This window comes from Leptospira hartskeerlii, from assembly GCF_002811475.1.
GTDB lineage: Bacteria > Spirochaetota > Leptospiria > Leptospirales > Leptospiraceae > Leptospira_B > Leptospira_B hartskeerlii.
This window is the reverse complement of the sequence record NZ_NPDL01000004.1, coordinates 282,583-308,892: the sequence shown is the minus strand read 5'-3', so window position 1 is coordinate 308,892 and position 26,310 is coordinate 282,583. Positions and strand designations below refer to the sequence as shown.

Here is a 26,310-nt window from a genome sequence, read left to right as displayed (position 1 = left end):
TATTGTTCGATGCCTGATTTTTAACGGGCTTTAATCCGAATGAGAAATTATTTTTTAAAAAGGATCTTTCTGATCGTTCCCACCATCCTCGGAATCACTTTCCTAGTATTTATTTTATCCCACCTAGCTCCGGGTGGACCCCTGGAAAGAGAGATCGCAAAGTTAAGAGGATATGGGAACGAAGATGGAGCCAGATCTTCTTTGATCAACAACGAAGAGATAGAGATCCTAAAGCAAAAACTACGTTTAGATAAACCGCTGCCGATTGCTTACTTATACTGGCTCTGGGACGTTGCAAGTTTAGATCTGGGAGAATCCAGATTACATTCTCGCCCAGTAAACGAACTCATCTTTGAAAAGATCCCGGTTTCTCTTACATTCGGTCTTTCCGGATTTTTGCTTTCTTATCTGATCTGTATTCCATTAGGAATCCGTAAAGCGATTCAGAGCGGACAAGCATTCGATAGCGGAACTAGCATTGTCATTCTGATAGCATATTCCATTCCGGTATTTGCACTTTCTATGTTATTGTTATATTTGTTCTCCTCTGGCGAGGTGTTTTCCATATTTCCTCTAGGTCATGAATATTCAGACAATTACGATGACCTGGACTTTTTCGAAAAGATCGTTGATAGGGCAGAACATATGTTTCTACCGGTACTTTGTTATGTTTCCGGATCTTTTGCAATGCTCACTCTTTTGATGAAAAATTCTCTATTAGATCAGATCTCTAAAGAGTATGTTAGGACCGCAATCTCTAAAGGGTTATCTTTTAAAGATGCAATTTATAAACACGCTTTCAGAAACAGTTTGATCCCGATTGCTACTGGATTCGGTTCTAATCTAAGTTTAGTTTTGGCAGGATCCTTGATCATTGAGCTGGTATTCAGTATTGATGGCATCGGGCTACTCGGGTTTCAAGCCGTAACTGAAAGAGATACTAACCTAATGATGGGACTTCTATTGATCCAAAGTTTTCTTTCACTGATCGGAAATATTCTCTCAGATCTTTGTTACGTTATTATAGACCCTAGGATCAATTTCGAAGCATGAATTCTTTAGCTAAAAGAAGATTCGAAAAATTCAGATCCAATACAAAAGCTTGGATCTCTCTTTGGATTTTAGGAACCTCTTATATCATTTCTTTATTTGCGCCAATACTTGCAAATAACCAGCCTTGGATCGTTTGTTATGATGATTCATGGAAATTCCCTATCTTCTTCCGCTATACTGACAAGGACTTCGGCGGATCCGAATATTCTCCTATAAATTATAAAAAATTAAAGTTACGAGAAGATTTCAAAGAAGATGATGATAACTGGATCTTATTCCCTCCAATTCCATACGGATACAACGAAGACAATTTAGAGACGATCGATGACGGCGAAAATCCTCCTTCTTCTCCGAGTTTAAAACACTGGTTGGGAACCGATGATAGAGGACGAGATGTATTCACTCGGATCTTTTATGCTTATAGAAATTCAATGAGTTTCGGGCTCATCTTAGTGTTTATCGAATTTATCTTTGGGACGATCGTAGGCGGGATCCAAGGTTATTACGGAAGAAGAACGGATATCATACTGCAAAGGATTATCGAAATTCTATCCGCAATCCCTTTCTTATATTTAATACTGATCATGGGTTCCTTTTTCGGACGAGGATTTATCGTTTTAGGGATCACTTACTCCGCGCTGAGCTGGATCGGAATTAGCATGTACATGAGAGGCGAATTTTACAGATCCAAAGCTCTTACATATGTGGATGCAGCAAAAGCGTTAGGCGCTAGCTCTTGGAGTATTATGAAAAATCATATTCTCCCGAATGCGATCACTCCGCTTGTGACCTTCTTACCTTTTGCACTTATCAGTTCGATCTCCATTTTGAGCGCACTGGACTTTTTAGGTTATGGGATTCCGGCACCAAATCCTTCTTGGGGAGAAATGATCAGCCAAGGAAGAGATAACTTAAGAGCTTGGTGGTTGATCGCTTTTCCTTCTTTGTCTTTAGCGGCAACCATTCTTCTCTCCTCTTTTATAGGAGAAGGGATACGTGATTCTTTCGATTCTAAGGAAAAGGTGACGTACGAATGAATTCGGAAGCTATTCTCCAAGTATCGAACTTAAATTTAGAACTTTCCAAAGAAGGAAAGTTCGTGCCATTATTGGAAGATATCACCTTCGAGATCCGTAAAGGAGAAGTTCTCGCACTCGTAGGAGAATCAGGCTGCGGAAAGTCTGTGTGCTCTGCTGCGATCACGAAATTACTTCCTCACGAGTCTTTTAGATACTCGAATGGAAAGGTGTTATTCCAAGGAACGGACCTTCTTCAAACCGACTCCGAAACCTTAAGACAGATCCGAGGAAAAAAAATCTCATACGTATTCCAGGAGCCCTTCTCCGCCTTAAATCCTTTGAGCAAAATAAAAGACCAAATGACAGAAGGATTTTTAGAACATGGGCTCGGGACCCGTAAAGAAGCGGAAGATAAGGCCGAATATCTTCTTGGAGCAGTAGGAATTACCGACATAAAATTAAGAATGAATTGTTATCCTCATCAGTTGAGCGGTGGGATTTTGCAAAGAGTTGGGATTGGAATGGCATTGATGTGCGATCCGGAACTTCTGATCGCAGATGAGCCTACCTCCGCTTTGGATGTTACTGTCCAGGCGCAGTTGGTGGAACTCCTACTTAGGCTCAAAGAAAAGATGAACTTATCCGTATTATTTATCTCTCATGATTTCGGTTTGGTTAGCCATATCGCCGATCGTATCTGTGTATTGTATGCGGGAAGGATTGCTGAACTCGGAACTGTAGATCAAGTTTTAGACGAACCGAATCATCCGTACACAAAAGATCTATTAGATTCTTTACCTTCTCATTTTTCTCAAACGGGAGTTTTTAAACCGATAGAAGGAAGATTACCTTCCCCCGGAAACTATCCTAAAGGTTGTCATTATTCGGACAGATGCGACTTCGTATTTTCCCATTGCCAGACTTTTAAACCTATATTAAAAAATACGAATGGATCCGGACATCTTTCCGCTTGCTTCTTAAATGAGAAGAAGGAGCTAACAGGATGAAACTTTTAGAGATCAAGGATCTGAACGTAAGCTACGGAAAAGAAGGTTTCTTCGGTGGAAGAAAATCAGTAATCAAAGCGGTTGAGAACGTAAACATAGAAATGGAAGAAGGTGAAACCTTCAGCCTTGTGGGAGAATCCGGTTGTGGAAAATCCACATTAGGTAGAGCAATACTTAGGCTTTTAAAATCAGATTCAGGCGCTATATTCTTTAAAGGAAAAGAGATCTTAGACTTAAGAGAAAAAGAATTTTTACCTCTTAGAAAACAGATCCAGATCGTTTTCCAAGATCCTTATTCTTCCTTGAACCCAAGAAGAAATATTAAGGATATTTTGACAGAAGGATTGTTTATCCACGGAAATTATACGGATAATCAAGCGGAAAAGGAAGCTGCCGACATTCTAGAAAAAGTAGGACTCTCTCCTGAAATCTTAAACAGATATCCTCATGAATTCTCCGGGGGACAAAGACAAAGGATTGCAATTGCAAGGGCACTTATCCTAAAACCGGAATTTATACTTTTCGATGAAGCAGTCTCTGCTTTGGACGTATCCAACCAGGCTCAGGTACTTCTTCTATTACAAAAATTGAAAGCAGATTTTGGGCTTTCCTATCTGTTTATCTCCCATGATTTGGGAATCGTAAAATCTATCTCAGATAAGATCGCAGTCATGTATTTGGGAAAAATTGTGGAAGTAGGCACAAAGTCCCAAATCGCGGAAAGACCTTCACATCCTTATACAAAGGCATTGTTTGGAGCGATATTCGAAGTAGAAAATCGCAAGAACCGAAAAACTCCTCTTCAGGGGGAAGTGCCGAGTATATTAAAAAAACCGAAAGGTTGCCATTTCCATACTCGTTGCCCTATCGCAAAAGAAATCTGTTCCGAAACAACTCCGGAATGGAAAGACTTAGGCGAAGGCCATAAGTCCTATTGCCATTTTCCGGACGGAAAATAAAATGCGCTCCTGGGATGTAATCAACCGGTATTTGGAAGAAAATAAGATCCGCTATATCTCTGCGATTGGATTTTTCGTATTACTATTCGTACTGATCGTTTATATTCCTTTCGTTCAGAGAAAGGACGTATATAAAGAATTTATACTAGACCGTCTCAGAAGTTCCACTGACTTGGACATTAAAGTAGCAGATTCGGATCTATATCTTCTGCCCTTTCCAGGGATCGAACTAAATCAAATCGAGATCAGAAAAGACAACGTGCTGATCGCAGTCAGCGACAAAGTAGATATAGATATCTCTTGGTTCGGCTTAATCAAAAGAATGATAGAGATCCGGGACATCTCAATCAACGGTGGATCTCTTCATCTGGAAAGAAGGAAAGACGGATCGTTTGATATAGTAGAATATTTGAACGGAAAGAAAAAGGAGACGGAACAGAAGAGTAACGTAAAAGAACTTCTGGATGACGTAAATTCTCGGATCGGATTTTCTACCGAGGACTTTTTTGCAGTTAGTTTAAAGAATATCGAAATAGATAATTTCACGTTAGTATATAACGAACAAAACCATGATAAAAAATATATAGTATATTTCAAGAAGTCTCAGGTTTCCGTTTCATTTTACGGGAAAGACGTTGATCTTTTATTTCAAGGAAGAATAGACGATCAACCTATCGATCTGGAAATGACAGGCGGCCTCCAAAACTTCCCGGTAAATTGGGAAAAATTGCAGTTTAGCGCGATCTTAAAAACGGAAGAACTCTCTCTTTCATTACTTAGAGAAATATTTAATATTTTCCCAGTAGGCGACTTCTCCAAAACAAAACTTTCCGGAAGAACGGAAGTAGTGAAAGAAGAAGGCACTATCTTCAAGTTTAAGGTCCGAAATCAAATTAAAGATCTTGCATATAAAGGAGGGCTTCCTTTCGGAAATATTCGACTGAATGTGGATTTCGATCTTGATCTGATCAATAAGAAAGTAGCCTTCCCTTTTATAGAAGCGGTTTGGGAAGGAGTGGCAAAAGCTACTGCAAAAGGTAGCGTGAACTGGAAAAATAGAAGTTTAGGCCAGTTCGATATCAAAGCGGATTATGGAGATTACCATAATCTTTTAAAATTAGGAAAACTATTCCAAGTTAGAGAAGATCTTTTCGATCCTACTTCTCCGCCAGGTATCTTTTATTTTACCGGAGAATTAAACAACATTTTCGCATTCAAGCATAGATTTGCCCATATTAAAATGGAAGCAAAGTATGTGGATCCACTTCTTTCTATACCTAATTTTCACGCATATATCTATAACGGGGAAATATTAGGAAAAGCTAAAATATATCCCGATATTCCTAAGATAGAAGTAGAAGGAGACGCGCATCGACTTCAGGTAGATAAGGTACTCCTTCCCTATTTATCTGAAAAAATTATGGAAGGTGAACTTTCCAGTTGGTTCTCCTTTGAGACACAGATCCGAAATCATTCCAGGGATTCAGTAACGGAACTTTTTGCAAATATGAAAGGGATAGGGAATATCACTATCAAAAACGGAGAACTGCTAGGTTATGCGAACTTCATGGTCCCTGTCTTGAACACACTCGGTAAAATTATCACGTTCAAAGGAGTGGATGGCAGAGAATTAAAATTCGAAACTCTTAGATCCGATATAAAAATTGCGGGCAATGAGATGTATTTTCCCAACATGAAGCTGGAAATTGAAAATAGCGGAATGGATGTGGACGGAAAAGGTACTGTAGGCTTTGATCAAAAAATAGATATGAGACTACATCTTCGCTTAGGTGGAAAATATATCGGTAAAGGTTTACAAATCCCAATTATCTATGCAGGAACTTTCGGAAAAAGTATACCTTACGTAGATCCGATCTGGCTCGGAAGTGTTTATACGGGTATGACCCTATTGGGACCTTACCTCATTCCATTAGGTGGACCTTACGCTGGTGGCGTAGCAGGGTCTGTCATTGGAGAATATGTCCGAGATCTTTGGGATGGAGTTACGGGCCTATTTGGCGGAAGCAATCCCGACTCGGATAAAAAACAAAAAGAGAAATAATTAATACTCTTTTCTTTCCAGTTCTTCCTTAGTTGGAAATACCAAATTCTGATTCATCAGTTCATGACTAAGATTTAAGAACGCTCTCGCCTTATTAAAATGAGAATCGCAGATCTTAGGCTGACTATCGCAAAGATTTACTTCTTCTCTTGGACCTTTTGCGGAATATTTTAAGTTACGATTTCCATCCACGAAATGGATGTAGAATAGATCCGACTCGATCCAACCGATCAAATTTCCGTAAGCAAAGTATGCAGACTCTGTCTTCTTTGGAGCAAGTAGATTTCTTCCCATAGCGGAGAAGTACGCCTCTTTACCGACAAGGCTCAAAATAGTAGGGATAACATCTAACTGAGAAGCGTCTCTATCATCTATTGCAGGCAATATTCTTCCTGGAGAATATATTAAAAACGGAATATTTCTGTCTTCGTAATAATCCAAATAACGATGATGAGTATGATCCGCCACAAATACAAAGATCGTATTATCGAAGTATTTAGATTTTTCTGCACGATCCATAAAATCCCTCAAAGCCCAATCTGCATAATGATACACATTCAGATATTCGAAATCTCTCTCGTCTTCCGTAAAGATCCTGAACTTAGGATCCGGAGCGCGATATGGATAGTGTGTGGATAATGTAAGAGATACTCCCAAAAAAGGTTTTTTGGATTCTGAAATTTTTTCATGCAATACTTGAAGTACATCCGCATCATCATAACCCCAAGCTCCGATCTTAAATCGATTCAGCTTAGCGATCTCTTTTTCACCCAGAACTGAATCGAATCCCCAATGAGGCATTAAAGTTGCTTTATTATCAAAACTTAAATCTCCGCCTGTTACGAAGAATGTATCATATCCTAAACCTTTGAAAATATTTCCTATCCCGGAAAAATTCCCCAGCACTTGGTGGGTACGAACCACAGTCAATCCGGGTCGATCCGGCAAACCTGTCAGGATAGACATCATACCGTTCGTTGTCCTTCCCCCTGAGGCAAAAAACCTGGTATAAAATCTTCCTTTTCTGAGAAGTTTATTAAAATTAGGAGTGAGTTCTTTTCCGAAAACTTTTCCATCACTGATCGGATCTATAAATTTCCCGGTCCAGTTTTCCAAAAGGATCAAAACTATGTTCGGAGGTTTTCCGTTATTGGTTTGTTTCTGTTTTCTTAATAAAGGATATTTTTTTCCGACAAACTCCGCACCTTCGTAAGAGATCTCTTCCCTAACTATACGAACAGATTCTTTGGTTTCTAACTTTAAATAGTTCGGAATAGACTGGCTTTTCAAATCCATAATAGAAGTGAATACACCGTTCAATGCGATATTGTTCACGAAAGAATGTCCTGAAACAATCGCATTACTCGCTCTCAAAGGAGTTTCTTGAATTCCACCTCGGATCGCAAAAACAACTAATACTAAAACAACAAAAGAAAGAATAGAATCTCTTTTCCAAGAGTTAGGTTCATGTTTGTAAGGATTAAATTTTAAGAAAAGATAAGTAGATAAAGGTAAAAATACCAAAACCAAAAGTGAAGCAATAACGGCTAAGAAAGGATTCTGTTCAAAGGCGGATTTTAAGATCACACCCATATCTTTTCCAATAAATACGAAACCTTCGTAACCTATATGTTTGTTCGCATTCTCGAAATAAACTATATCAGCAATTAAATGGGAAAGCATCCAAACACTGATCAAGATCGGAAAGTATCCCCAGAAAAAATTGAAAAACTTAAAACGGTTTAAATAAGGAAGGCAAGAAAGAAAGGCGAATGGTCCCAAGATCATTCCGACCACTGAGATATCGAACCTAAGGCCTACCAAGATTGCCCACAAAACATCCTTGGTTTCTGCGCCTTCTAATCTATAGGAATAGACCCAAAGGAAAGCTGCTTTATAAAAAGTTAGAATGAGAACAAAGTAGATGGCGTATCCGCCGATCAATTTAAGATTGCTTGGTAAACGTTTCATCTTTTCCAATTGATTAGAATTTTGAACAGCCTGTCGGGCAAGACAAAAAAGAGAGAGGCTGACGACCAACCAATGTCTGATTTTAGTCCAGATCCAAACCTTCTAATCTTAAAACTTCTAGGGCATTGCTGGACTGGACTATGCCTGATCTGATCTTGTAATCGAAAGTCATTTTGCCATTCTCTATCTCTTCTCGGAAGTGAAATAAAGAAAGTTCAGGTAAGTCCGCTAATTCCAAATCGTGTGTTGTAATAATCCCGAAGACTCCGTACTGCCTTAACTTCTTCAAGATCCCTTTGCAAGCAATCGTTCTTTCTCTGGAATTGGTTCCTTTTAAAATCTCGTCTAATAAAACCAATCTGCCCTTTTGCGAATTTTTAATATCTTGTAATATTCTTCCAAGGCGCCTGACTTCTGCGTAAAAGAAAGAAATTCCCTCTTCTACAGAGTCTTCGTTTCGGATACTGGAATGTACTTCTAAGATCGGGGTAATAAATTCAGAAGCAGGTACGGGTCCACCTGCCATCGCAAAAATTCCTGAAATTCCCAGCGCTCTTAAATAAGTTGTCTTTCCGGACATATTTGATCCGGTTAAAAGAAGAAGTTTCCCCGGTTGCATAGGCTCCAGATCGTTCGGCACTCTTTTGTCAGAAGGGATCAATGGATGCACAAGATCTTTAGCATGGATCGTTGCATTTGATTTTTCTAATATAGGAAATGTGAACTCAGGCTCTATCCAACTCAAGTTTGCAAGTGGAAGTAAAGAATCCAATTCCGCAAGATCCGAGATGGATGCTTTTAGGGAAGCTCCATCTTTATTCCACCATGATGTATACCTTCTCCAGATCCAAAGATCGTAGAAAAAGAGAACATTTAATAGGGCATGAGCCAAAGGAGACTGAGTGTAAGCGGCTAGATTGGAAATTTTAAGAAATTGTTTCCAAGAGTTTTTTAGTTCTTTCTTCTTCCAATTGGAAAGAAAGATCTCTCCTTTTGCTCCGGAAAGATTAGAAGAACGAATATAAAGAAGAAGTTTTCCTAATTCTTCCAATGTTTCAGAGTCTTCCGCAATCGGTTGTAACATTCTTAAGGATCTATTTCGATAAGATCCAAAAAACGCGGAGTGAAGAATAAAGATCCCAAATCCCCAGGTTTGTCCGAATAGAAAACTCCCTAATACCGAAAGCCAAACAAGAACCAACCAAACCGGAAATAAAACTCTAAGCGCTCCTGCAATTTTTCCAAAAGAGAATTTCCAAAAATCGTTCGGTTCTTCTTCAAATAGATTAAAGGGAAAATCTATCTTATTCTTTTCGGAACGCTCCGGCTGCAAATTGCCTATCTTAGGAATATAGGAAGGAAGTTTTTCTTCTTCTCCTTCTCTTCTCGCCGGAAAAGAAGCCTCGTACAATCTAAACTGTCTGAGTAATTTTTGGAGAACTTTTGCTTTTTTGGAAAGGGCGACGACTGCAGTTTGTCTTGCTATCACCTTTGATTCTTCGGGATTTTCTAAAAAGTATTCTAAAAACCTAGAAGTTCCTTTTTGAATGACTGTTGTATCTATCCGAGAAAAGATTCCCTTCTCTCCTAAAAAATCCAGATCTTTAGTCCAAGAAGGAAGGCCATTCTCTAATACCAGATTTTTATAATATTCTCTCTTGGACTTTGGATAATGTTTTCCATCCAATTGGATCCTGGAGATCTGAGCTGTTAGGAAATCGGACCATACATGTAATCTTCTGATCTTCTCCCTTCTCTTTTGATAGGCTGATAATAAACGATAGAAAACAGCTAAGATGGCAATCGCTGGCAAATAATATAGATCGGAAATAGTACGTAAGAGATAAACTCCTACAATCCATGTTAGAAAGAGTAAGAAGGAAAGTATTCTGAAAGTGGATAATAGGGAAAGAGCGGATTCTTCCTTTTGGATGATCCTGCCTAGGCGGGAAATTTCGGATCCAAGTCGGCGGACCCTGTTAGCGGCGTTCATACCGCTAAAGTAACGTTCTCGTAATTTTCGGTCTCTCTTTTGTATATTTCATGGTCCAAAAGACGAACCAAAGAACCTACATCTTGCATCACCCATGTGGAGACCATTTTGCCTTTCTCGCGACCCAAAAATTTGTCCACGTAGACGTAACCGAATAGATCCGTTCCGTACTCGTATACGACGAATCTCCCCGATCTTTTGCCGGTCCTATTTTCCAGACGGATCTGCATTTTACCGAATTTACTCCGCACTTTCTTTTCGTACAAGAAAAAAAATATCTCAAGTATTTTCGCAAAGTCCCGAAGTACAGTTTGGGAGAAAGCTTCCTTTCCAAGGATGGAAAACCGGAACTTTCTCCCTTTTTTCCCGAATGGGTCGCACGGAGGCGATTTATGATATATCCCGAAATGGATCCCGATCTACGGAGTTCCTTCGCAAAAATCGGAAAAACCTTTGCCAATCTTACCAACGACACCGCTTTACCGGAATCCGGTCTAAAAGCCGGAAATTTGCTGGATAGAAAACAAATGAAAATCTTAGTCGAAATCCGCAAAAGAAGGATCAATTCCAAACAATGGAATAGTTTCCAAAAAGATTAAAACCCAAACCAGGAACAAAAAAAGCCCCTCGATCTCTCGAGAGGCTTCTCCTGAAAACTAAATATTCTATTCTTAATATTTGGTTTTGGTAGAAGGAAGTTTCACGTTCAGGATAATATCCACTTCAGTTACTTCTCCCTCTCTCACCTTAATGTCAGCATTATTCAAGTTCAGATCTTCTGCGAAGGTAGCCTTGATCTCATACTCTCCCGGTTTCAAGTTTGTAAACCAGAAGTTACCGTTTTGGTCAGTATTTAATTTTTGGATACCGCTTACACTTGTGATGGTAGGCATAAAGATCGGTTGGTTAAGCACAGGGTTATCCAAGGTTTTGTAGAATACTTTTCCTCGGATCGCTCCGTAACCGGTCATAGAAGTTACAACTTCAAGATCGTTTCTCTTATTAGGAAGAACTGCCTGAGTCTTTTGAACTTCAGGATAATCATCCGCTTGGATGGTTACCTTATGAACTCCTGCAGGTACTCCTTTAACAGTTAAGGTATAAGTCGCACCTGGGATGAGTTTTCCCATTCTTTTGACCGCTCCCCAATAATTGGAAGATTCGGTAGCGATCGTCTTATCCACTTCTTTGTCGTCTATGAGTACTCTGATGGAACGATTTCCCACTCTCTTCTTACCGGAAGTTATACGGATCTCTGGAGGAAGATCGGAAACTGCATAAGCTCTGTCTTGGATGATAGTTGTTTTGATCACCAAGTCACCTTTCAGATTTGTAGGAACAACTGGAGGTTCTTCGTTGGTAACAACTGGAGTTTCAGGTTCAGGCTTAGGAGGTTGTACATCCGGAACCGGAGTAGGATTCACAGGAGGTTTAACAGGCTCTATAGGTTTTGGAGGCTCAGGTTTTTTCTCTCCAGCCAGGAAGATACCGGATGCGTTACCCGAAATCTGAGGCACTTGTTCGTGGTCGTACTTTTTAGCCATATTCACTGTTTCGTCTTTAGAAGCGAAGAATGCTTCGAGCGCAGTGATCACATTGTCCTGGTTTAAGTCTCCACTAGAAAGAGCCTTTCCAAAATTATAAGTAAAGATCCCGTGGTTGATTGTTCCGCCGACTTCGATCGCAGTTTGGTTATCATCTGCACTCGAAATGATCGCTTTGTCTTGAAAGAAGAAGTCCTGAGAGTCTTGTTTCACTGTTCCATCACTTCCTTCCGGAATTGGAACGTTCGCTGAACCTCTGGTTGCTTTACCTTTTTTAGCTATCCCTCCGGAGAAACAGCAGTCGAAAACGAAAACTGTTTTAGGAGATTTAATACCTTCTAGATAATCATTCAACTCATCGTCTGAAAGGTGAGGCCTATCATAACAAATGATCAGGTTTCTCATTCCGTTCTTTGCTTTTTCATCTCTTTGAAAAGCGCCGTGACCGGAGAAATAAAGAAATACCGTATCATCCGCTTTTGCTTTAGAAGCAAGAGCCTTAATTTCTTTCTGTATATTGTCTTTGGTTACATCTTTACCCAAAACAATTTTGATCTCGTCGAATTTTCCTACACGTTTGATCTCATCGTGTAGATATTTGGCATCCGCCTCACATAGATTTAATTCAGGGATTCCGGCTTTGTTTCCTTTATAGTTGGATCCGAAGATAAGGCCGAACCTTTTCTGAGCGAACACATCTGTAGAAAACAAAAAGAGGGAAATTCCGATTATGGAAATTAAGGATTTCAATCAGAGCCTCCTGGCTTGGGTGCCTCAAAATAGCAAAAAGCTAGGCTTTGTCATTATTTTTTTGCCCTAAGAATAGATACCTTCCTAGAGCGAGTACCGGACTTAAGACCTAAGATTTTCCGATTTTTTTTCCAAACTTAGAACGATTTTAAGGCTTTCAGCAAGAAATTTCCAAAAATTATGCCGTATAAATAAAAAAGGCCGGAAAATTCCGGCCTTTTAAATGCAAGTATTAGGATTTTATTATTTACTCAGCCATTTCATCATACTGCGTAATTTTTTACCTACTTCTTCGATAGGATGTCCTGCATTTTTCTCTCTCATCTTATTGAACTCAGGATAACCCGCTTTGGTTTCTGCGATCCAAGCTTTTGCGAACTTAGAACCGTTTGCCTTTTGGATATCTGCAAGAACATCTTTCATACGAGCTTTAACACCTGCATCGATGATACGAGGTCCGGAAACATAGTCTCCGTATTCCGCAGTTCCGGAAATGGAATAACGCATACGTGCTAATCCACCTTCATAGATCAGGTCAGTGATCAATTTAACTTCGTGTAAACATTCGAAGTAAGCGATCTCAGGATCGTATCCTGCTTCAGTTAGAGTTTCGAATCCTGCCATGATCAAGTTTGAAAGACCACCGCAAAGAACTACTTGCTCTCCGAAAAGATCCGTTTCGGTTTCTTCTCTGAAAGTTGTTTCAAGGATTCCTGCTCTTCCTCCACCTACTCCAGCTGCGTGAGCAAGTGCTCTTTGTTTTGCTGTTCCGGTTGCATCTTGGTTTACCGCGATCAAACAAGGAACTCCGCCGCCTTCTACATATACTCTACGGACCAGGTGTCCTGGTCCTTTTGGAGCTACCATATAAACGTCTACAGTTTTAGGAGGTTGAATGAATTCGAAATGGATATTGAATCCATGAGAGAAAACTAATGCATCTCCGTCCTTCAGATTAGGCTCGATATCTGCTTTGTAGATGTCGCCTTGGATCTCATCCGGAGCAAGGATTTGGATAATGTCCGCTTTTTTAGCTGCTTCAGAAACGGAGAATACTTCAAAACCTGCTTCTTCAGCTTCTTTTTTGGATTTGGATCCTTCTTTCAGACCGATGATAACTTTTAGCCCGGAATCTTTCATGTTCTGAGCTTGTGCGTGACCTTGGCTTCCGTATCCGATTACGGCGATGGTCTTTCCTTTTAATACGGAAAGGTCCGTATCTTTATCGTAGTATAAATTAGCCATTGTGGCACCTCGAGTTCCACCTTTGGAGTTCTAAAAAGGCGTCTTTTTTACAAAACATTGTGAAATGGCCGATTCCACAATCTAAATTTGTTTTAGTAGCCCTTCGATTTCAAGAGTTCGTCCAGCTTTCTAACTCCTGGGCTCCCTCCGTCTATGGACTCTGCGGCTTTCAGAACCGAACGTGCCTCATTAAAGCGACCTAATAATCTATAATTGTCTGCGAGATTGATCAGGTTCGCAAGACGGTGAGGTTGAGAGATACGGACCTTCTCCGCAGCTTGGCTAGACCTTGAGTACTCTTTTAAATGTTTATAACATACCGAAAGCAAGAACCAAATATTGGGGGAATCCGAATCGAACTCTAAATATTTTTCAAACCAGCGAGAAGAAGGATCATATTCCTTTCGATCATAATAGACTTGTCCCAATAATCTTGCGGCTGCTTTGAAAGAAGGGACAGAATGTAACGCTTCTTCCAACAATACTACTGCAGTGCCGATCTCTCTTTGCTGTAATAGAGCTTTTGCCTCGGTGTATTTTCTTAGCACGGATTCAGGAATACCGGCTTTAGATTCAGTAATATTCGGAGAAAGTTTTTCATGAAATCCAATGCGGATCAGGGAAAGGTCGTCGGATAATGCACCCAAGCTATGGATACGATCTACTAAACTGTCCAGATCTCCCTTAGACTCCTCCACCGTTTTGAGAAACATATTCTCATCTGAGTTCATGACCCAATTCACTCCGTCTTCGGTTAAATTGATATCGTCCCGTCCGTCAGAGCCTACATAAAGAATGTCGCCAGGCTTCAGATCAAATTCCAAAATTCTAAAACTCATTTCGGAAGGAGAACCTAGTTTACGTAAAGTTAATTCTCTTTCTAAGAAAGAAGCTTTTCCATCGCGCAGAAGTACAGCCCAAGGATGTTCCGCATTAAAATAATACATCTTTCCGGTTTTTTCATTAATTAGCCCTAGTATTGCAGAAGCCATCATCACACCGTCAAATGTTCTGAAAATATCATCTAACTCTCGGTAAGATTCTCTTACCCAATCTTCCGGAGAAATATTCAGTACTTTTCCTTGGCTTGCAGATCTTGCCATGATATTGTTCATAGCCGTTCCGAGTACGATGGCTCCCCCTGCTCCTTGCATAGATTTTCCCATCGCGTCCCCATTCAGAAATACAGACCATCTTTCTTTCTCAGAACCGAATAGAAGATTTCCGCTAATACAAATATCTCCGCCGATCTCTGATTCTTTGTTCTTAAAAACGAACTTTTTCTTTTGTTCGATATAGAAGTTAGTCGTTACCGAGGAAGCCCTATTCCAATTCGTCATCAACGGTTTGCTTAAAAGAGAAGTTAAAAAATAATCTCCATCCTGTTGCACCTTGAGCGAATGGATCTCTTCCATTTTTTCGGTAACTTCTTTTGTGCGGGCATCCACTTTCTCTTCTAGAGTGTCTGCGTATTCTTCTAGTTTTGTCCTTCCTTCCAGAATGCTTCCCACCATCTTGTTGAATGATTCTGAAAGATAACCTATCTCATCTTGCACAAGTACCGGGATCCGGATCGTAAGATTTCCTAAATTTACCTCTCCCACTCCTCGGATCAAAGTGTTCAGTGGTCGAACCAAACTCCGATTAAAGAAGAATGGGAACAAAACTAAGATCACGAATACAAGAGAAAGAGTTAAGAACACCAACCAACTATTCGTCTCGTCCAAAAACTTTCTGTAATGTAGATATGGAAAAGCTACGAGAAGAGTTCTTTCTCCCACTTCATCTCTCAGATAGTAAGAATAAAACAGATCGTTAGGAGAAGGTACGTAATTCATCGAACTCACTTTCGGAAGATTAGTAGTCGGAGTTCTTTTCATGAAATTCCCGGATTTTTTATTTTCTAAAATTTCTTTTTGAGCCAAATTTAAATTGGGTTCGATCCCTGAAGATTTAATCAAAACTTTTGGTTTATTGGAAGAATCATTCAAAGAAACTGCATATGCAATAGATGATCCCTCTGATTTGCCGGTATTCAAAAATGTTTGGGCTTCTTTAATACTTATCTCATCGAATAAGGACTCATTTTTTAAGTTCACTACGGTAGAAAATGCCTGAGCAAAGACCAAACAGGTTGCCACAGTAATTCCGATAATTTTGGTCATAAAAGAAGTTTTATCGACTGTATTATTAATAAATAATATAGTCAAAGTAAAATACCCCAAGATCATAAAACCGACATACAACTGTTGGAATGTATTAAAGGTAATCACACCTTCGCGAAGTAATAAATTGGAAACAACCGGAACCGTATAGGTGATGTCCATTCCTATAGACATCTGCACTAGCGCCTTTCTCTCTTCCTTATCCGCGCGGATAATTTTCCTGACCTGGATAAAGATCATCACTAAAAGGAATGCAAGTAAAGAAGCAGCGAGTAGATTACCTACCTTTTGTTGATAATTATATATTTGGCCCTTAAAATCGAATAAGGGTTCGTTCGTAAAAATTTGAAAGTAGGAGTAGGAGATTGTAATTAAGGAAATTCCGAGCAAAATCCCGATCACATACTTTGTTTCTTTTGAACGATCGTTTCTTGGATATAAATATGCGAAAATACAAAGAAAGATCGTACCAAATACCGCTGCCGGACCAGTAACAAGTCTATGATAAGAAGCAGTCGGGTACGGAAAAATCGCAGATATAAAGAATCCGAAATTGATCAGAAAAACGAAAAAGAAAAGAAGAGAGAACGCACTTGTATAATTCGCCTTCTTCTTTAGTGCAGCTAAAAAGGCGAAAATGATAAAAGTAAAAATGGAACAGATGAGCGTAGAGATCGCCCATGAGTTAAAATAAATCATGGAGCGACTTTTCTAATCCCTATTGTTTAGAATTCAAGATTTTTCTATACAAACCAGTTCGGAAATTTTATCAAAAGGACGACTAACCTTTTGCAGTCAATGTTTGGGCTTCGGTTTCCAAAATTTTGATTGTTTCCGCTAACATTTCACTCTTTCTTAACAAAGAATCCATAGAACTTTGCAAAGAAGAAACAGACGTCATGATTGCATTCGCGCCAATTGACTGTTCTTTAGAAGCCGTTTCGATATCGGAAGATAAATTTCTTAAAACTGAAAGACTGTTCAAAAAACGTTCGTTCACTACTTTTTGTTCACTCAATAGTTGATTCAGTTGTTTAAAACTATCCAAAAAGTTTGTGAACAAAGTATCTTGCTCCTTCACTTTTTCGTTCGCAGTGTGAGCGGACTTTTGTCCGTCTTGAACGTATCTCGTGCTTTCGTTTATAATTTTAGAAATACGATCTGCATTTTCTGAGCTGCTTTCTGCGAGCTTAGAAACTTCAGTTGCAACCACTGCAAATCCTCTTCCCGCGGCCCCCGCTCTTGCGGCTTCAATAGATGCATTCAAAGAGAGAAGGTTGGTTCGATCCGCGACATCCGACATGATCTGGTTCACTTCTCCCACGGAACGGAAAGAACTTCCTAAAGATTCCAAAGAAGTTCTGAGACCATCTACGAATTCACTCACCGCTTTTCCGGCATCCAAGACTATATCCATATTACGATTTAAGTCGTTAGAATGTCCGGAGATCCGATCGATTAAAGTATTGAGATTTCTACTTTCTCCCAATAACCCTTCTATCTTCGTAAATTGATCTTTAACCGTTTCTGCGGATTGTTCCGTCTGGGCTAAAAATTCTTCCATGGTAGAACTGATCTCTTCAAAAGAAGCGGCATGATTACTTATTACTTCCGAAAAATCATCGGAGAAATCTTTCAACTTTTTGGAATTCTCTCTTAAAGAAACTGCAGATTCGGTCATTCGAATTCTACCATGTTCTAGATCTTCTTTTGACTTTTCGATAGCTTGGGATTTTTCTTCTTCTACATTCTTTAATTGTAGAAAGATCTTAATTACCGCCACTACGATGAACGCCGTGGTCAATAAGAACAACATCTTTGTGATCTGTTCCGACATTGCGGCATAACCCGGAGTGATGGAAGTTATACTATCTTCCGTAAAAATAACCCCGGTATTAGCAGCGTTCACAGTTACCAAACTCTGACAGAAGATAGTTAAAAGTCCGATCAAGTATACAAATCGAGGTGAGAGCAAAAGACCTGCATATACAATATAAATAACATTAATCGTATAGAGTACGACTTGTTTAATAATATTAGAGGCAAGTTTTGGGTCTTCTGTGGTAGCACCGATCATAACCAAACAAAGAACCACAACATCAGCTACTATAAAAACTTTTCCCAAAAAAGGAGATACTCCGTTTCCAAACCTATTTTTGAGGAAGGAGTAAGTGACATACATCACCATAACGGAAGTCCCTAAAATATAGAGAGAGTTTTGGAATAGGGTACTTCTTTTGTACCCCATTGCGATTGAGGCAAAGTAGAGCAATGTTAGCCCGAATCTGATTCGATTGATCGTAATCGGACCTTGAGCGAGAATTTTTTCCGTTTCGGAACGTGTTACCATATTAGAAAACCCCGCCTTAGGAATATTTTTATTATTTAATATCCAAGACGGCAAAAGGGCGAATAAATCGATTCTTTTTCCGATTTCATTCGTGGAAAATTTATTGCAAAAGAAAGTTAACGCTGGCCTTTATTAATAAGTCCCTAATATATCCGATCATTTACCTGATATAAATCAATTCTCTTTCCCGAGAAGTTCCGCTTCCTCTTCTAACGCTCGTATTGTGTCCGATAAAAGTTCGCTCTTTCTCAATAAAGAATCCATTGAGCCTTGCAATTCCGCTATCGCCCCCATAATCATGGAAGCCCCTGTGTTTTGCTCGTTTGAAGAAGTCTCTATTCCCGCGGAAAGTTTACGTAATTCTGATAGGCTAGCCAAAAATTGATCGTTTATCTTGATCTGGTCTTCAAGAAGTCCATTCAATTCGTTGAATCTCCCTAGAAACGCAGCAAACTGATCTTCCTGATCCCTAACCTTCTCCGATGTTACGGATGCAGTATTTCTACCTTTATCTACGTAATCATTCGATTCACCGATTATTTTAGAGATCCTCGCCGCATTTTGTCCGCTACTCTCTGCAAGTTTAGAAACTTCCGTCGCAACCACTGCGAAACCTCTTCCTGCAACCCCTGCCCTTGCAGCTTCTATTGAAGCGTTTAAAGAAAGTAGATTTGTACGATCTGCAACATCGGCCATTATTACGGTAACCTCTCCCACGGAACGGAAGGATTCCCCAAGAGATTCTAACGATTTCGAAAGGCCTGAAACGAAATCAGTCACCTCTTTACCTGTATTCAAAACGGAATGAATACGACCATTCAACTCGGAAGAATAACCTGCAATCTTATCAATCAAAGTCCTTAGATTTTGACTTTCCTTTACGAGTAATTCGATCCTTCCGAATTGGTCTTTAACACTAGACGCAGCACTTTCAATCTGCGATAAAAATTCGCTTAAAGTACTTCCTATCTCGTCGAAAGAAGCAGCGTGATTATTGATCACATCGAAAAATTCGTTAGAAAAGTTTCTTAAAGATCTAGATTTCTCCCTTAAGGAAAGCGCAGCTGAATCCATTCTCTCTTTACTTTTTTTCAATTCGTTTCCGGATATTATGATCGTGTTTAATTTTTCCTCCTCTGCATCACGCAAGAGTCCGAATATATTGATCACACTTTTCACTATAAAAGCGATCACGATCAGAAAAATTAATTTTAAAATTTGTTCAGAGATCGAAGCGAATCCGGGAGAAAGTACTTCTAACGGTTCCTCGGAGAATACTACTCCGTGGAAGTAACAATTTAATACTACCATGCCCTGCAAAATCGCCGACACAACTCCGGTAATAACTACAAATCTAGGTGTTAATAATAACCCTGAATAAACAATGAATATTACATTAATTGCATATAGTATGATTTGTCTAATAATACCGGAGGACATGTTTTTTTCCGTAGAAGCCGCAAAAAACATAACACCTGCAAGTATTATCACGTCCAAAAGAACTGAAATCATCCCAATCGATTTCGGGATCCTTCCATTCCGATAAGAAAAAAATAAATTTACCAAAGAGACGATCCCCATCGAGATCGTTCCCCCTAGATAGGCCATATTTTGCTCAAAGGAACTTTGCTCCCAAGAAGCGCCCAGAGACGCTAGAATTAAAAAAACTAACCCTATGCGGATCCGATTGATAGTCAAAGGGCCTAATGCCGCGATTTTTTCCGTGGTTCGTTCATCATTCATTGGCGCCTCCAATAATGTTCGGTTTTATCTAGGGAATACTCTAAATTCAAACCGAAGGCACATAGAATCGATCTTATTTTTTCACAAAGTGAGCAAAAACTCACTTTTTAGTTCCGTACTCTATGACTATATCTTTAAAAGTTGATATTAATCAAAATGGCAAATGTCCTAACGCCAATTTTTCCGAAGGACATCCCTGATCCTAAGTACCGCCTCGTTTTCCGGTTCTATATGCAGAGCTGATTGGACCATATACATTGCTCTTTCATAATTTTTTAAAGCAATATATACTTGGGCAAGATTCATTAGATTTTTAAAATGATCCGGTTCTCTCAGTCTCAGCCTTTCTCCAAAGTCTAAAGCCTTTTTTAACTGCCCCGCTTTTCTTGCGGAAAAGGAAGCGACATATAAAATTTCCTTATCTACAGGTTTTAGATTTAGATAATCTTCTGCGTAAAGTGCCGCTTTGGAATAATCTTTGAGTTTTAAGAATAATTTAACGAAATTTTTCTTCACTTCTGGAATGCGACTGTCTAAATTCTCCGCTTCTTCCAAATAACTAATAGCTTCTGACACATCTTTATTTTGAGAAGTTTCCTTAGCTCTGTTCAATAGCTCTTTTATCTTTTGTTTTTGTTCATCGTGAAGTTTCTGATCGGAATCATCTTCTTTAAAGGAAAGTCTGATAAGCGAAAGATCATCCGTTAGAGGGCCTTTTCCAGTAATACAATTATAAATTCCACCTAGATCTCCTTTACCATCTTCAACAATCCGAAGGAAAAGTTTTTCGTCGTCATTAATGATTCTTCCGCCGTCCGCATCTGTTCCGATAAGAATGTCGTCCCTACCGTCGGAGCCCGCAATGATCACATCTCCAGGCTCCAATTGGAAAGTTTTAATATAAATACGACCTTCCATTCCGGTGGTTCCCAGTTTTCGGAACATGAGTTCGTCCTCTATAAAACTTGCAATACCATCTCTATACAAAACCGTCCAAGGGTGTTCTGCATTAATAAAATATAAAATACCAACTTCGTCATCCACGAGTCCCATTACGGAAGAAACCAACATAGAACCGTCGAAACTTTCAAAAACTTTATGAAGTTCGGTAAATGCATTCTTCAACCAGCGTTCCGGAGACTGATTTTTCATATTATCAACCAGTCTGGTCCTTTCTATTATAGATTCGAAAACAGATCCAAGAACGAGTGCACCACCCGCACCCTGCATCGATTTTCCCATTGCATCTGCGTTCAAGAATACAGTATATGATCTGCCGAGTAATTCAATGTGATTGGAAATGTTTAAGTCACCGCCGATCTCATCATGATATCTTCTGAAAGTAAATTTTTTCTTTTGTTCTAGTAAAAAATCCACCTTTACGTTTTCGTGAACTGCTTTGTTTGCACCTAATGGTTTGATCAAAAGAGAAGTTAAGAAATAGTCTCCGTCCTGTTGCTGTTTGAGTTCTTGTACTTCTCCTAAGGTTTGTTCTAATTCCTTGGTCCGCTCTTTTACTTTTTCTTCCAGTTCGTTAGCATATTGCTCCAATCTTTTTCGAGCGGCTTGGATAGACCTTGCCATTCTGTTGAAAGATCTAGCGATAAATCCGATCTCATCTTCTACCCTTGGTTCTAGCCTATAATCTAAGTTTCCTGAGTTCACTTCCGTTAAACCTACAACTACTTCGTCCATAGGTTTGATGAGAGCATTTTGGAAGAAAAATCTGAATCCTAGGCTAATTACTAATACGATAGCGAGTAAACATACCACTAAGATCAACGCAGGTTCATGTATGAATGTCCGGAAGGATTTATATGTGAAACCAACTTCGTAAACATTTCCGTTTGTAGGATGTACAACTAAATACGAAACGTAGTACTGTGGCTTCTCATCACCTACTTTATAATATTTCGTTCCTCTATAGATCCTTTCTCCGACTTCTCTAATGGGCGATAATGGAAGAAGAACCGTTTTATCCAAGTCTGATTCTGATATATCTGCCTTGAGATCGGCTTCTGCTTTTACTTTGACTTTTTCTAAAATTGCAGAAAGACCTACTTCTTCCGATTTTAAAAGTTTATAAATTGCGGTAGCGTCCGATTTGGAAGGCAAATGAGAATATTTACTTCGTACTACTTTTAATCTTTTATTCAGATGTCTGAAGAACTCTCGCACATCTTCATCCGAGACAGGATCATTTCCTTTTGATTCTAAAAATTGTTTAAGCCCATCTTGGTATGCATAAAACTCTTTGGGAGAATTTTCTAAAATTGTTTTGGATCTTTCCCATCTTTCTTTGGCAGGAAGACTTCCTAGATTCGTAAGATTTTTAGAAATATAAAAGAATTTTATCTCTAGTCTATCTTCAGAATCGAATCTTAGATCTTTAAAACCTTTTTCCGTTTGAAAACGATTTTCATTCGGATCGAAAGAAGTCAAATAAGCAAAGCCGATAGGAGTTTCTCCCTGTAAAACGACAAGTTTAGCTTCTTCCTTTTTAATTAGATCAAAAGAAGAATCATATCCGTTTAATATTGCAAATCCAACTAACTGGAAGGCAAGAAGGAAGGTCGCCATACTCACACCCACAATCCTACTTAGGATCGTGGTTCTTTCTTTAGTTGCGTTTACATAAACGATAAGTATTAAGAATAATCCAGCAACAAGAAGAATATCCGCTGTCTGTTGATAAACGGCACGGGATACAGTACCTTCTCTACTTAAAGCATTTGTAATGCCTGGTAAAAGTGTAATCGTCAGGTAAGCAAGGGTAATGTAGATTACGGATCTTCTCTCTCCTCCTTTTTCAACGATTGCTCTCCAAACGGCCGCAATTAAGAAAATGAAGTTATAAAGAAAAACGATAAGAGAGAAGATTTTATAGAATAAATGAGTTTCGAAATCCCAATAATGACTTCCCATTACGAAACTTCGGGTCGATTTTAAAGATAAAATAATATAAAAGATCGCTAATGTTATAACCCCTGCATACAAGACCGCATACAAAGCTAATCCTAACTTTTCCTTTTTAGGAGTTGGGAAGTAGAAGAAGAATATAAAAAGCTGAGTATAACCCACCATCGGGAATGGGATCACAATCCATCTATGAAAGATCGTCCAGTCATCCGGAGAACAAAACGCTACCAAATACCCGAAGTGAAAGATGGTAGTGGATAAACTCGAAAGACCTAGGTGAAAAGCAGCCTTACTTCTTTCCTTGATGGTCAGAAAGAAAAAGGATACGTACAATGAGAATAAGGAAGCGAGTAAGGATCCGAAGAAGTAAAAGTTAAAATAAAAAGGGTCCATAAAAAGGGCAGCCTAAGAAATTGATCCGAAAGACGACTTCGTCAAGGAAAATGCGAAAAGAAGTCCGAACTCAGAAGACGAAAATTTTTTTACAAAACTAACGGCGAGAATTCGAAGTTTTTATGATTAACCTTGGCCGCCCCAACAGATATATTTTATTTCTTGATACTCTTCTATCCCATATTTAGAGCCTTCTCTGCCCATACCGGACTCTTTAACTCCACCAAATGGCACCTGTTCTGTGGATAAAATGCCTTCGTTTACGGAAACCATTCCGGCTTCTATAGCTTCGGAAATTCTCCAGATCCTGGCAGGATCGTTCGTATACACGTAAGATGCCAAACCTACATCGCTCGCGTTTGCAATCTGTAATGCTTCTTCTTCCGATTGGAAACTTTTTATAGGTGCGAGTGGGCCGAATGTCTCTTCTTGGAAGCATAACGATTTTTCGGAGACTCCCGAGATAACGCTCGGTTCGTAGAAGTTCCCGCCCAGAGAATGAGGCTTGCCTCCCGTCAGAAGTCTTCCTCCATTTTCGATGGCATCTTTTAAATGTGAGTCCACTTTTTTGACTGCAGCAGAATGGATCAAAGGGCCAATATTGACTCCTTCTTCAAAACCGTTCCCAACCTTGAATTTGGAAACTTCTTCCGCTAGACCGTGAGCAAATTCTTCTAGGATCTTTTCCTCTACCAAAAATCTGTTTGTACAAACGCAGGTTTGACCTGCATTACGAAATTTTGATGCAATTGCTCCACGTATTGCTTCTTTTATATTTGCATCCGCGAACACTATGAACGGTGCATTGCCTCCTAACTCCAGCGAAATTCTTTTAACTTGGTTCGCTGATCTTTCTAAAAGGATTTTTCCCACTCTCGTAGAGCCTGTAAAACTTATCTTACGAACAATTTTGTTCTCTAAAAATTCATTTGCGATCGGTTCGGGTTGCCCAGTGACCACTTGAAAAATCCCGGAAGGGATACCGGCCTCTTCTGCAAGAACAGCTAACGCGATTGCCGAATAAGGAGTGAGTTCGGAAGGTTTAGAGATCACAACACATCCAGCTGCGAGCGCGGGTCCTATCTTTCGAGTGATCATAGAAGAAGGAAAATTCCAAGGAGTTAAAATCCCTGTGACACCCACGGGCTCTTTCCAGGCCATTAATCTAAGTTCTTTTCTATGAGTGGGGATCAAATCTCCGTACGCACGTTTTGCTTCTTCAGAAAACCATTCTAAATAGGAAGCGGCATAATCGATCTCACCTCTGGATTCCGCTAAAGGTTTTCCTTGTTCCCAAGTCATAATTTTTGCCAAGTCTTCCTTGTTCTGGATCATTAAGTCTGCCCAGTTCCTCAGAAATCTTGCTCTTTGTTTAGGAATTGTTTTTGCCCATTCTTTTTGGGACTTCTCCGCAAACTCTAATGCTTTTCTTACTTCCTCCCTGGGAAGATCAGGTACTTCTCCTATCTTCTCGCCGGTTGCAGGATCAAATACCGGGATAGTTTTTGAGAAGGTTCTCCATTCTCCTGAATAAAAATTAGAATTTTTGAATAAAGAAGGTCGATTGAGTTGGATCATATTTTTGCCTGAAAGAAGCTCTTTCTCCAAAGATACATCTTCGTAACGACGCTGAAAACCGAATTTTATAGAATCTATAAGTACAAAAAAGTTTAAGGACCAAATCTTTGTGGGACTCTTCGGAAAGGAAAAAGTTCACGTCATTTCGAAAAATAAAGAATGTTATACATCAGTAAAGGGATTAGTAAATAAATGATTACAAATGTATGTGTATTGAAGGAACAGGCACATTTTAGAATACTGGTCGTATGGGAAGAATTTTAGGTATTTCTTCAATCCTCCTACTGATCCTCACTTTCCCTCTCGAATCAATTTTAGCAGTAACGATCCAAATGAATGCGGGTCGTATTTTCAAAAAAGTTTCCGTTCAAAAAGAAACGGAAACCGAGATAGAAGTGGTCGATCCGGACGGAGTCATATATAGAATCCGCAAGGATAAAATAAAACAGATCACGGAAGATACTCCTGACACCGTTCCAGAATTTGCCTCTGACGAAAGTGTTCCAACAGGAGCAGTGAAAGTCCCTTCTCCTAAGGACTCACTTCCGGAACATTCTATTCTACTTTCTCAATCTCTTTCAAATGATGGTGCCTTCCAAGGTTCCGATCTATTCGGAGAAAGACAAGCGAGAAGGAACGGAACTTCTTACAAAGATTATTACGAAGCTTATTTTTTAACAACGAGCGTGGAAATATTAGGTTTGCCTAAACAATTCAAACTTGGGCTTACAATGATGAATCCATTGCTGGACAGAAGTAACACTGACTCGGATTTGAGATTACAATCCACGCCTGGAGGTCCTGATCAGACTTATCTATTAGATAAGTCACTTGCCACAGGAACTCTACAATTCGATCCAAATGAAGTAAAGACCAGGAAAGAAAAAAACGGGCTCTATGATTATTTGTTTACCAGAGCAATGTACGATCATGAAACAAGGCTTGGTACATTCTCCGCTGGATTTTTATTCATCAACCAAAACGATCCTACTTATGTGATGAGAGGATATTGGGTGATTGGATGGAAGGCTCCATTTTGGGAATGGTTAAATCCTCAGTTCTCTATCAATAATAAAATGTTGAACGATTATGGTGGGACTTTCCAAGGAACTCATAACTATCGTTTAACTGTTTCTCACGAATTTTTTAAAGGAGAAACTTTCAGGATTACTCCTAGTTTAGTTGTAGGTTACGCGGAAGTAAATGATAACACAGATCGTAAAAAAGGGATCAGCGATATCAGTCCAAGGCTCCAATTCGATTACGGAAAGTTTTTCTTCGCGGCGAACATGATGTATCGAGCTACACCTGCCTTAGTGGATAATGCAACCTATACACCGAGTATTGGTGCGTATCCTGACAGCAATGCTAACGATGGATTGACTATCGATCCTGCTAAAGCTTACGGATATAAGAATGAACTGATCGTAAACTACATCTCTTCCTTATCGGATGACCCTGCGGTAAAAAGGGCCTTGGTGGACCATTACCAACAACAACATATAGTTCACGTGATCTTCTTCTATAATATCGGATATACGATCCGTATTTGAAATTCT

The 26,310-nt window shown here is 39.4% G+C and carries 17 protein-coding genes; 7 read left to right on the top strand and 10 right to left on the bottom strand.

Annotation, left to right across the window (positions count from 1 at the left end; translation table 11 throughout):
• The first annotated feature begins 39 nt into the window (after positions 1-39).
• From CH352_RS09165 to CH352_RS09145, 5 genes are read left to right on the top strand one after another with little or no spacing between them, the layout of a single operon-like run.
• The gene (locus tag CH352_RS09165; protein ID WP_100704988.1) at positions 40-1,053 is read left to right on the top strand and encodes an ABC transporter permease subunit; all 1,014 of its coding nucleotides are present in this window, start codon (positions 40-42) and stop codon (positions 1,051-1,053) included.
• Complete coding sequence (locus CH352_RS09160) at positions 1,050-2,090, top strand: ABC transporter permease subunit (protein ID WP_100704987.1); 1,041 nt, start codon at positions 1,050-1,052, stop codon at positions 2,088-2,090. The genes CH352_RS09165 and CH352_RS09160 overlap by 4 nt, the downstream gene beginning before the upstream one ends.
• Positions 2,087-3,079 carry an ABC transporter ATP-binding protein gene (locus tag CH352_RS09155; protein WP_100704986.1) on the top strand — a complete coding sequence of 331 codons (993 nt, stop codon included), beginning with the start codon at positions 2,087-2,089 and terminating at the stop codon, positions 3,077-3,079. The genes CH352_RS09160 and CH352_RS09155 overlap by 4 nt, the downstream gene beginning before the upstream one ends.
• Positions 3,076-4,038 (top strand): ABC transporter ATP-binding protein, encoded by a 963-nt coding sequence (locus CH352_RS09150; RefSeq protein WP_100704985.1) that lies wholly within the window; start codon positions 3,076-3,078, stop codon positions 4,036-4,038. Before CH352_RS09155 ends, CH352_RS09150 begins: the two co-directional genes overlap by 4 nt.
• 1 nt (position 4,039) lies before the next feature.
• Positions 4,040-6,100 (top strand): AsmA family protein, encoded by a 2,061-nt coding sequence (locus tag CH352_RS09145; RefSeq protein WP_100704984.1) that lies wholly within the window; start codon positions 4,040-4,042, stop codon positions 6,098-6,100.
• On the opposite strand, the gene CH352_RS09140 is transcribed toward CH352_RS09145, so the two are convergent.
• From CH352_RS09140 to CH352_RS09130, 3 genes are all read right to left on the bottom strand, one after another.
• Positions 6,101-8,071: an LTA synthase family protein gene (locus tag CH352_RS09140; protein WP_100704983.1), complete on the bottom strand. Its 1,971-nt coding sequence runs from the start codon at positions 8,069-8,071 to the stop codon at positions 6,101-6,103. It abuts the gene before it with no gap.
• 82 nt (positions 8,072-8,153) lie between these two features.
• Positions 8,154-10,064 carry a MutS family DNA mismatch repair protein gene (locus tag CH352_RS09135; RefSeq protein WP_100704982.1) on the bottom strand — a complete coding sequence of 637 codons (1,911 nt, stop codon included), beginning with the start codon at positions 10,062-10,064 and terminating at the stop codon, positions 8,154-8,156.
• A complete protein-coding gene (locus CH352_RS09130; RefSeq protein WP_100704981.1) occupies positions 10,061-10,294 on the bottom strand; it encodes a hypothetical protein in 234 nt (77 codons plus the stop codon). Before CH352_RS09130 ends, CH352_RS09135 begins: the two co-directional genes overlap by 4 nt.
• Positions 10,295-10,456: 162 nt before the next feature.
• Here CH352_RS09130 and CH352_RS09125 point away from each other — a divergent pair, with 162 nt between their 5' ends.
• The gene (locus tag CH352_RS09125; RefSeq protein ID WP_100705287.1) at positions 10,457-10,663 is read left to right on the top strand and encodes a hypothetical protein; all 207 of its coding nucleotides are present in this window, start codon (positions 10,457-10,459) and stop codon (positions 10,661-10,663) included.
• 72 nt (positions 10,664-10,735) lie between these two features.
• Here CH352_RS09125 and CH352_RS09120 read toward each other — a convergent pair whose 3' ends face one another.
• The 7 genes from CH352_RS09120 to CH352_RS09090 all read right to left on the bottom strand — a co-directional run bounded on the left by CH352_RS09120 (position 10,736) and on the right by CH352_RS09090 (position 24,751).
• Positions 10,736-12,358: a caspase family protein gene (locus tag CH352_RS09120; RefSeq protein WP_100704980.1), complete on the bottom strand. Its 1,623-nt coding sequence runs from the start codon at positions 12,356-12,358 to the stop codon at positions 10,736-10,738.
• A 243-nt stretch (positions 12,359-12,601) separates the two neighbouring features.
• Positions 12,602-13,603, bottom strand: a complete 1,002-nt coding sequence (ilvC, locus tag CH352_RS09115) for a ketol-acid reductoisomerase (RefSeq protein ID WP_100704979.1) — start codon at positions 13,601-13,603, stop codon at positions 12,602-12,604.
• 92 nt (positions 13,604-13,695) lie between these two features.
• Positions 13,696-16,467 carry a SpoIIE family protein phosphatase gene (locus tag CH352_RS09110; RefSeq protein ID WP_100704978.1) on the bottom strand — a complete coding sequence of 924 codons (2,772 nt, stop codon included), beginning with the start codon at positions 16,465-16,467 and terminating at the stop codon, positions 13,696-13,698.
• Between the two features lie 82 nt (positions 16,468-16,549).
• A complete protein-coding gene (locus CH352_RS09105; RefSeq protein ID WP_100705286.1) occupies positions 16,550-18,118 on the bottom strand; it encodes a methyl-accepting chemotaxis protein in 1,569 nt (522 codons plus the stop codon).
• 174 nt (positions 18,119-18,292) lie between these two features.
• Positions 18,293-19,861, bottom strand: a complete 1,569-nt coding sequence (locus CH352_RS09100; protein WP_100704977.1) for a methyl-accepting chemotaxis protein — start codon at positions 19,859-19,861, stop codon at positions 18,293-18,295.
• 168 nt (positions 19,862-20,029) lie between these two features.
• Positions 20,030-23,173 (bottom strand): SpoIIE family protein phosphatase, encoded by a 3,144-nt coding sequence (locus CH352_RS09095; protein WP_100704976.1) that lies wholly within the window; start codon positions 23,171-23,173, stop codon positions 20,030-20,032.
• 126 nt (positions 23,174-23,299) lie between these two features.
• On the bottom strand, positions 23,300-24,751 hold the full coding sequence (locus tag CH352_RS09090; RefSeq protein ID WP_207766634.1) for an NAD-dependent succinate-semialdehyde dehydrogenase: 1,452 nt from the start codon (positions 24,749-24,751) through the stop codon (positions 23,300-23,302).
• Positions 24,752-24,999: 248 nt separating this feature from the next.
• On the opposite strand from CH352_RS09090, the gene CH352_RS09085 reads away from it, so the two are divergent.
• Positions 25,000-26,304: a hypothetical protein gene (locus CH352_RS09085; protein ID WP_100704974.1), complete on the top strand. Its 1,305-nt coding sequence runs from the start codon at positions 25,000-25,002 to the stop codon at positions 26,302-26,304.
• Positions 26,305-26,310: the final 6 nt, after the last annotated feature.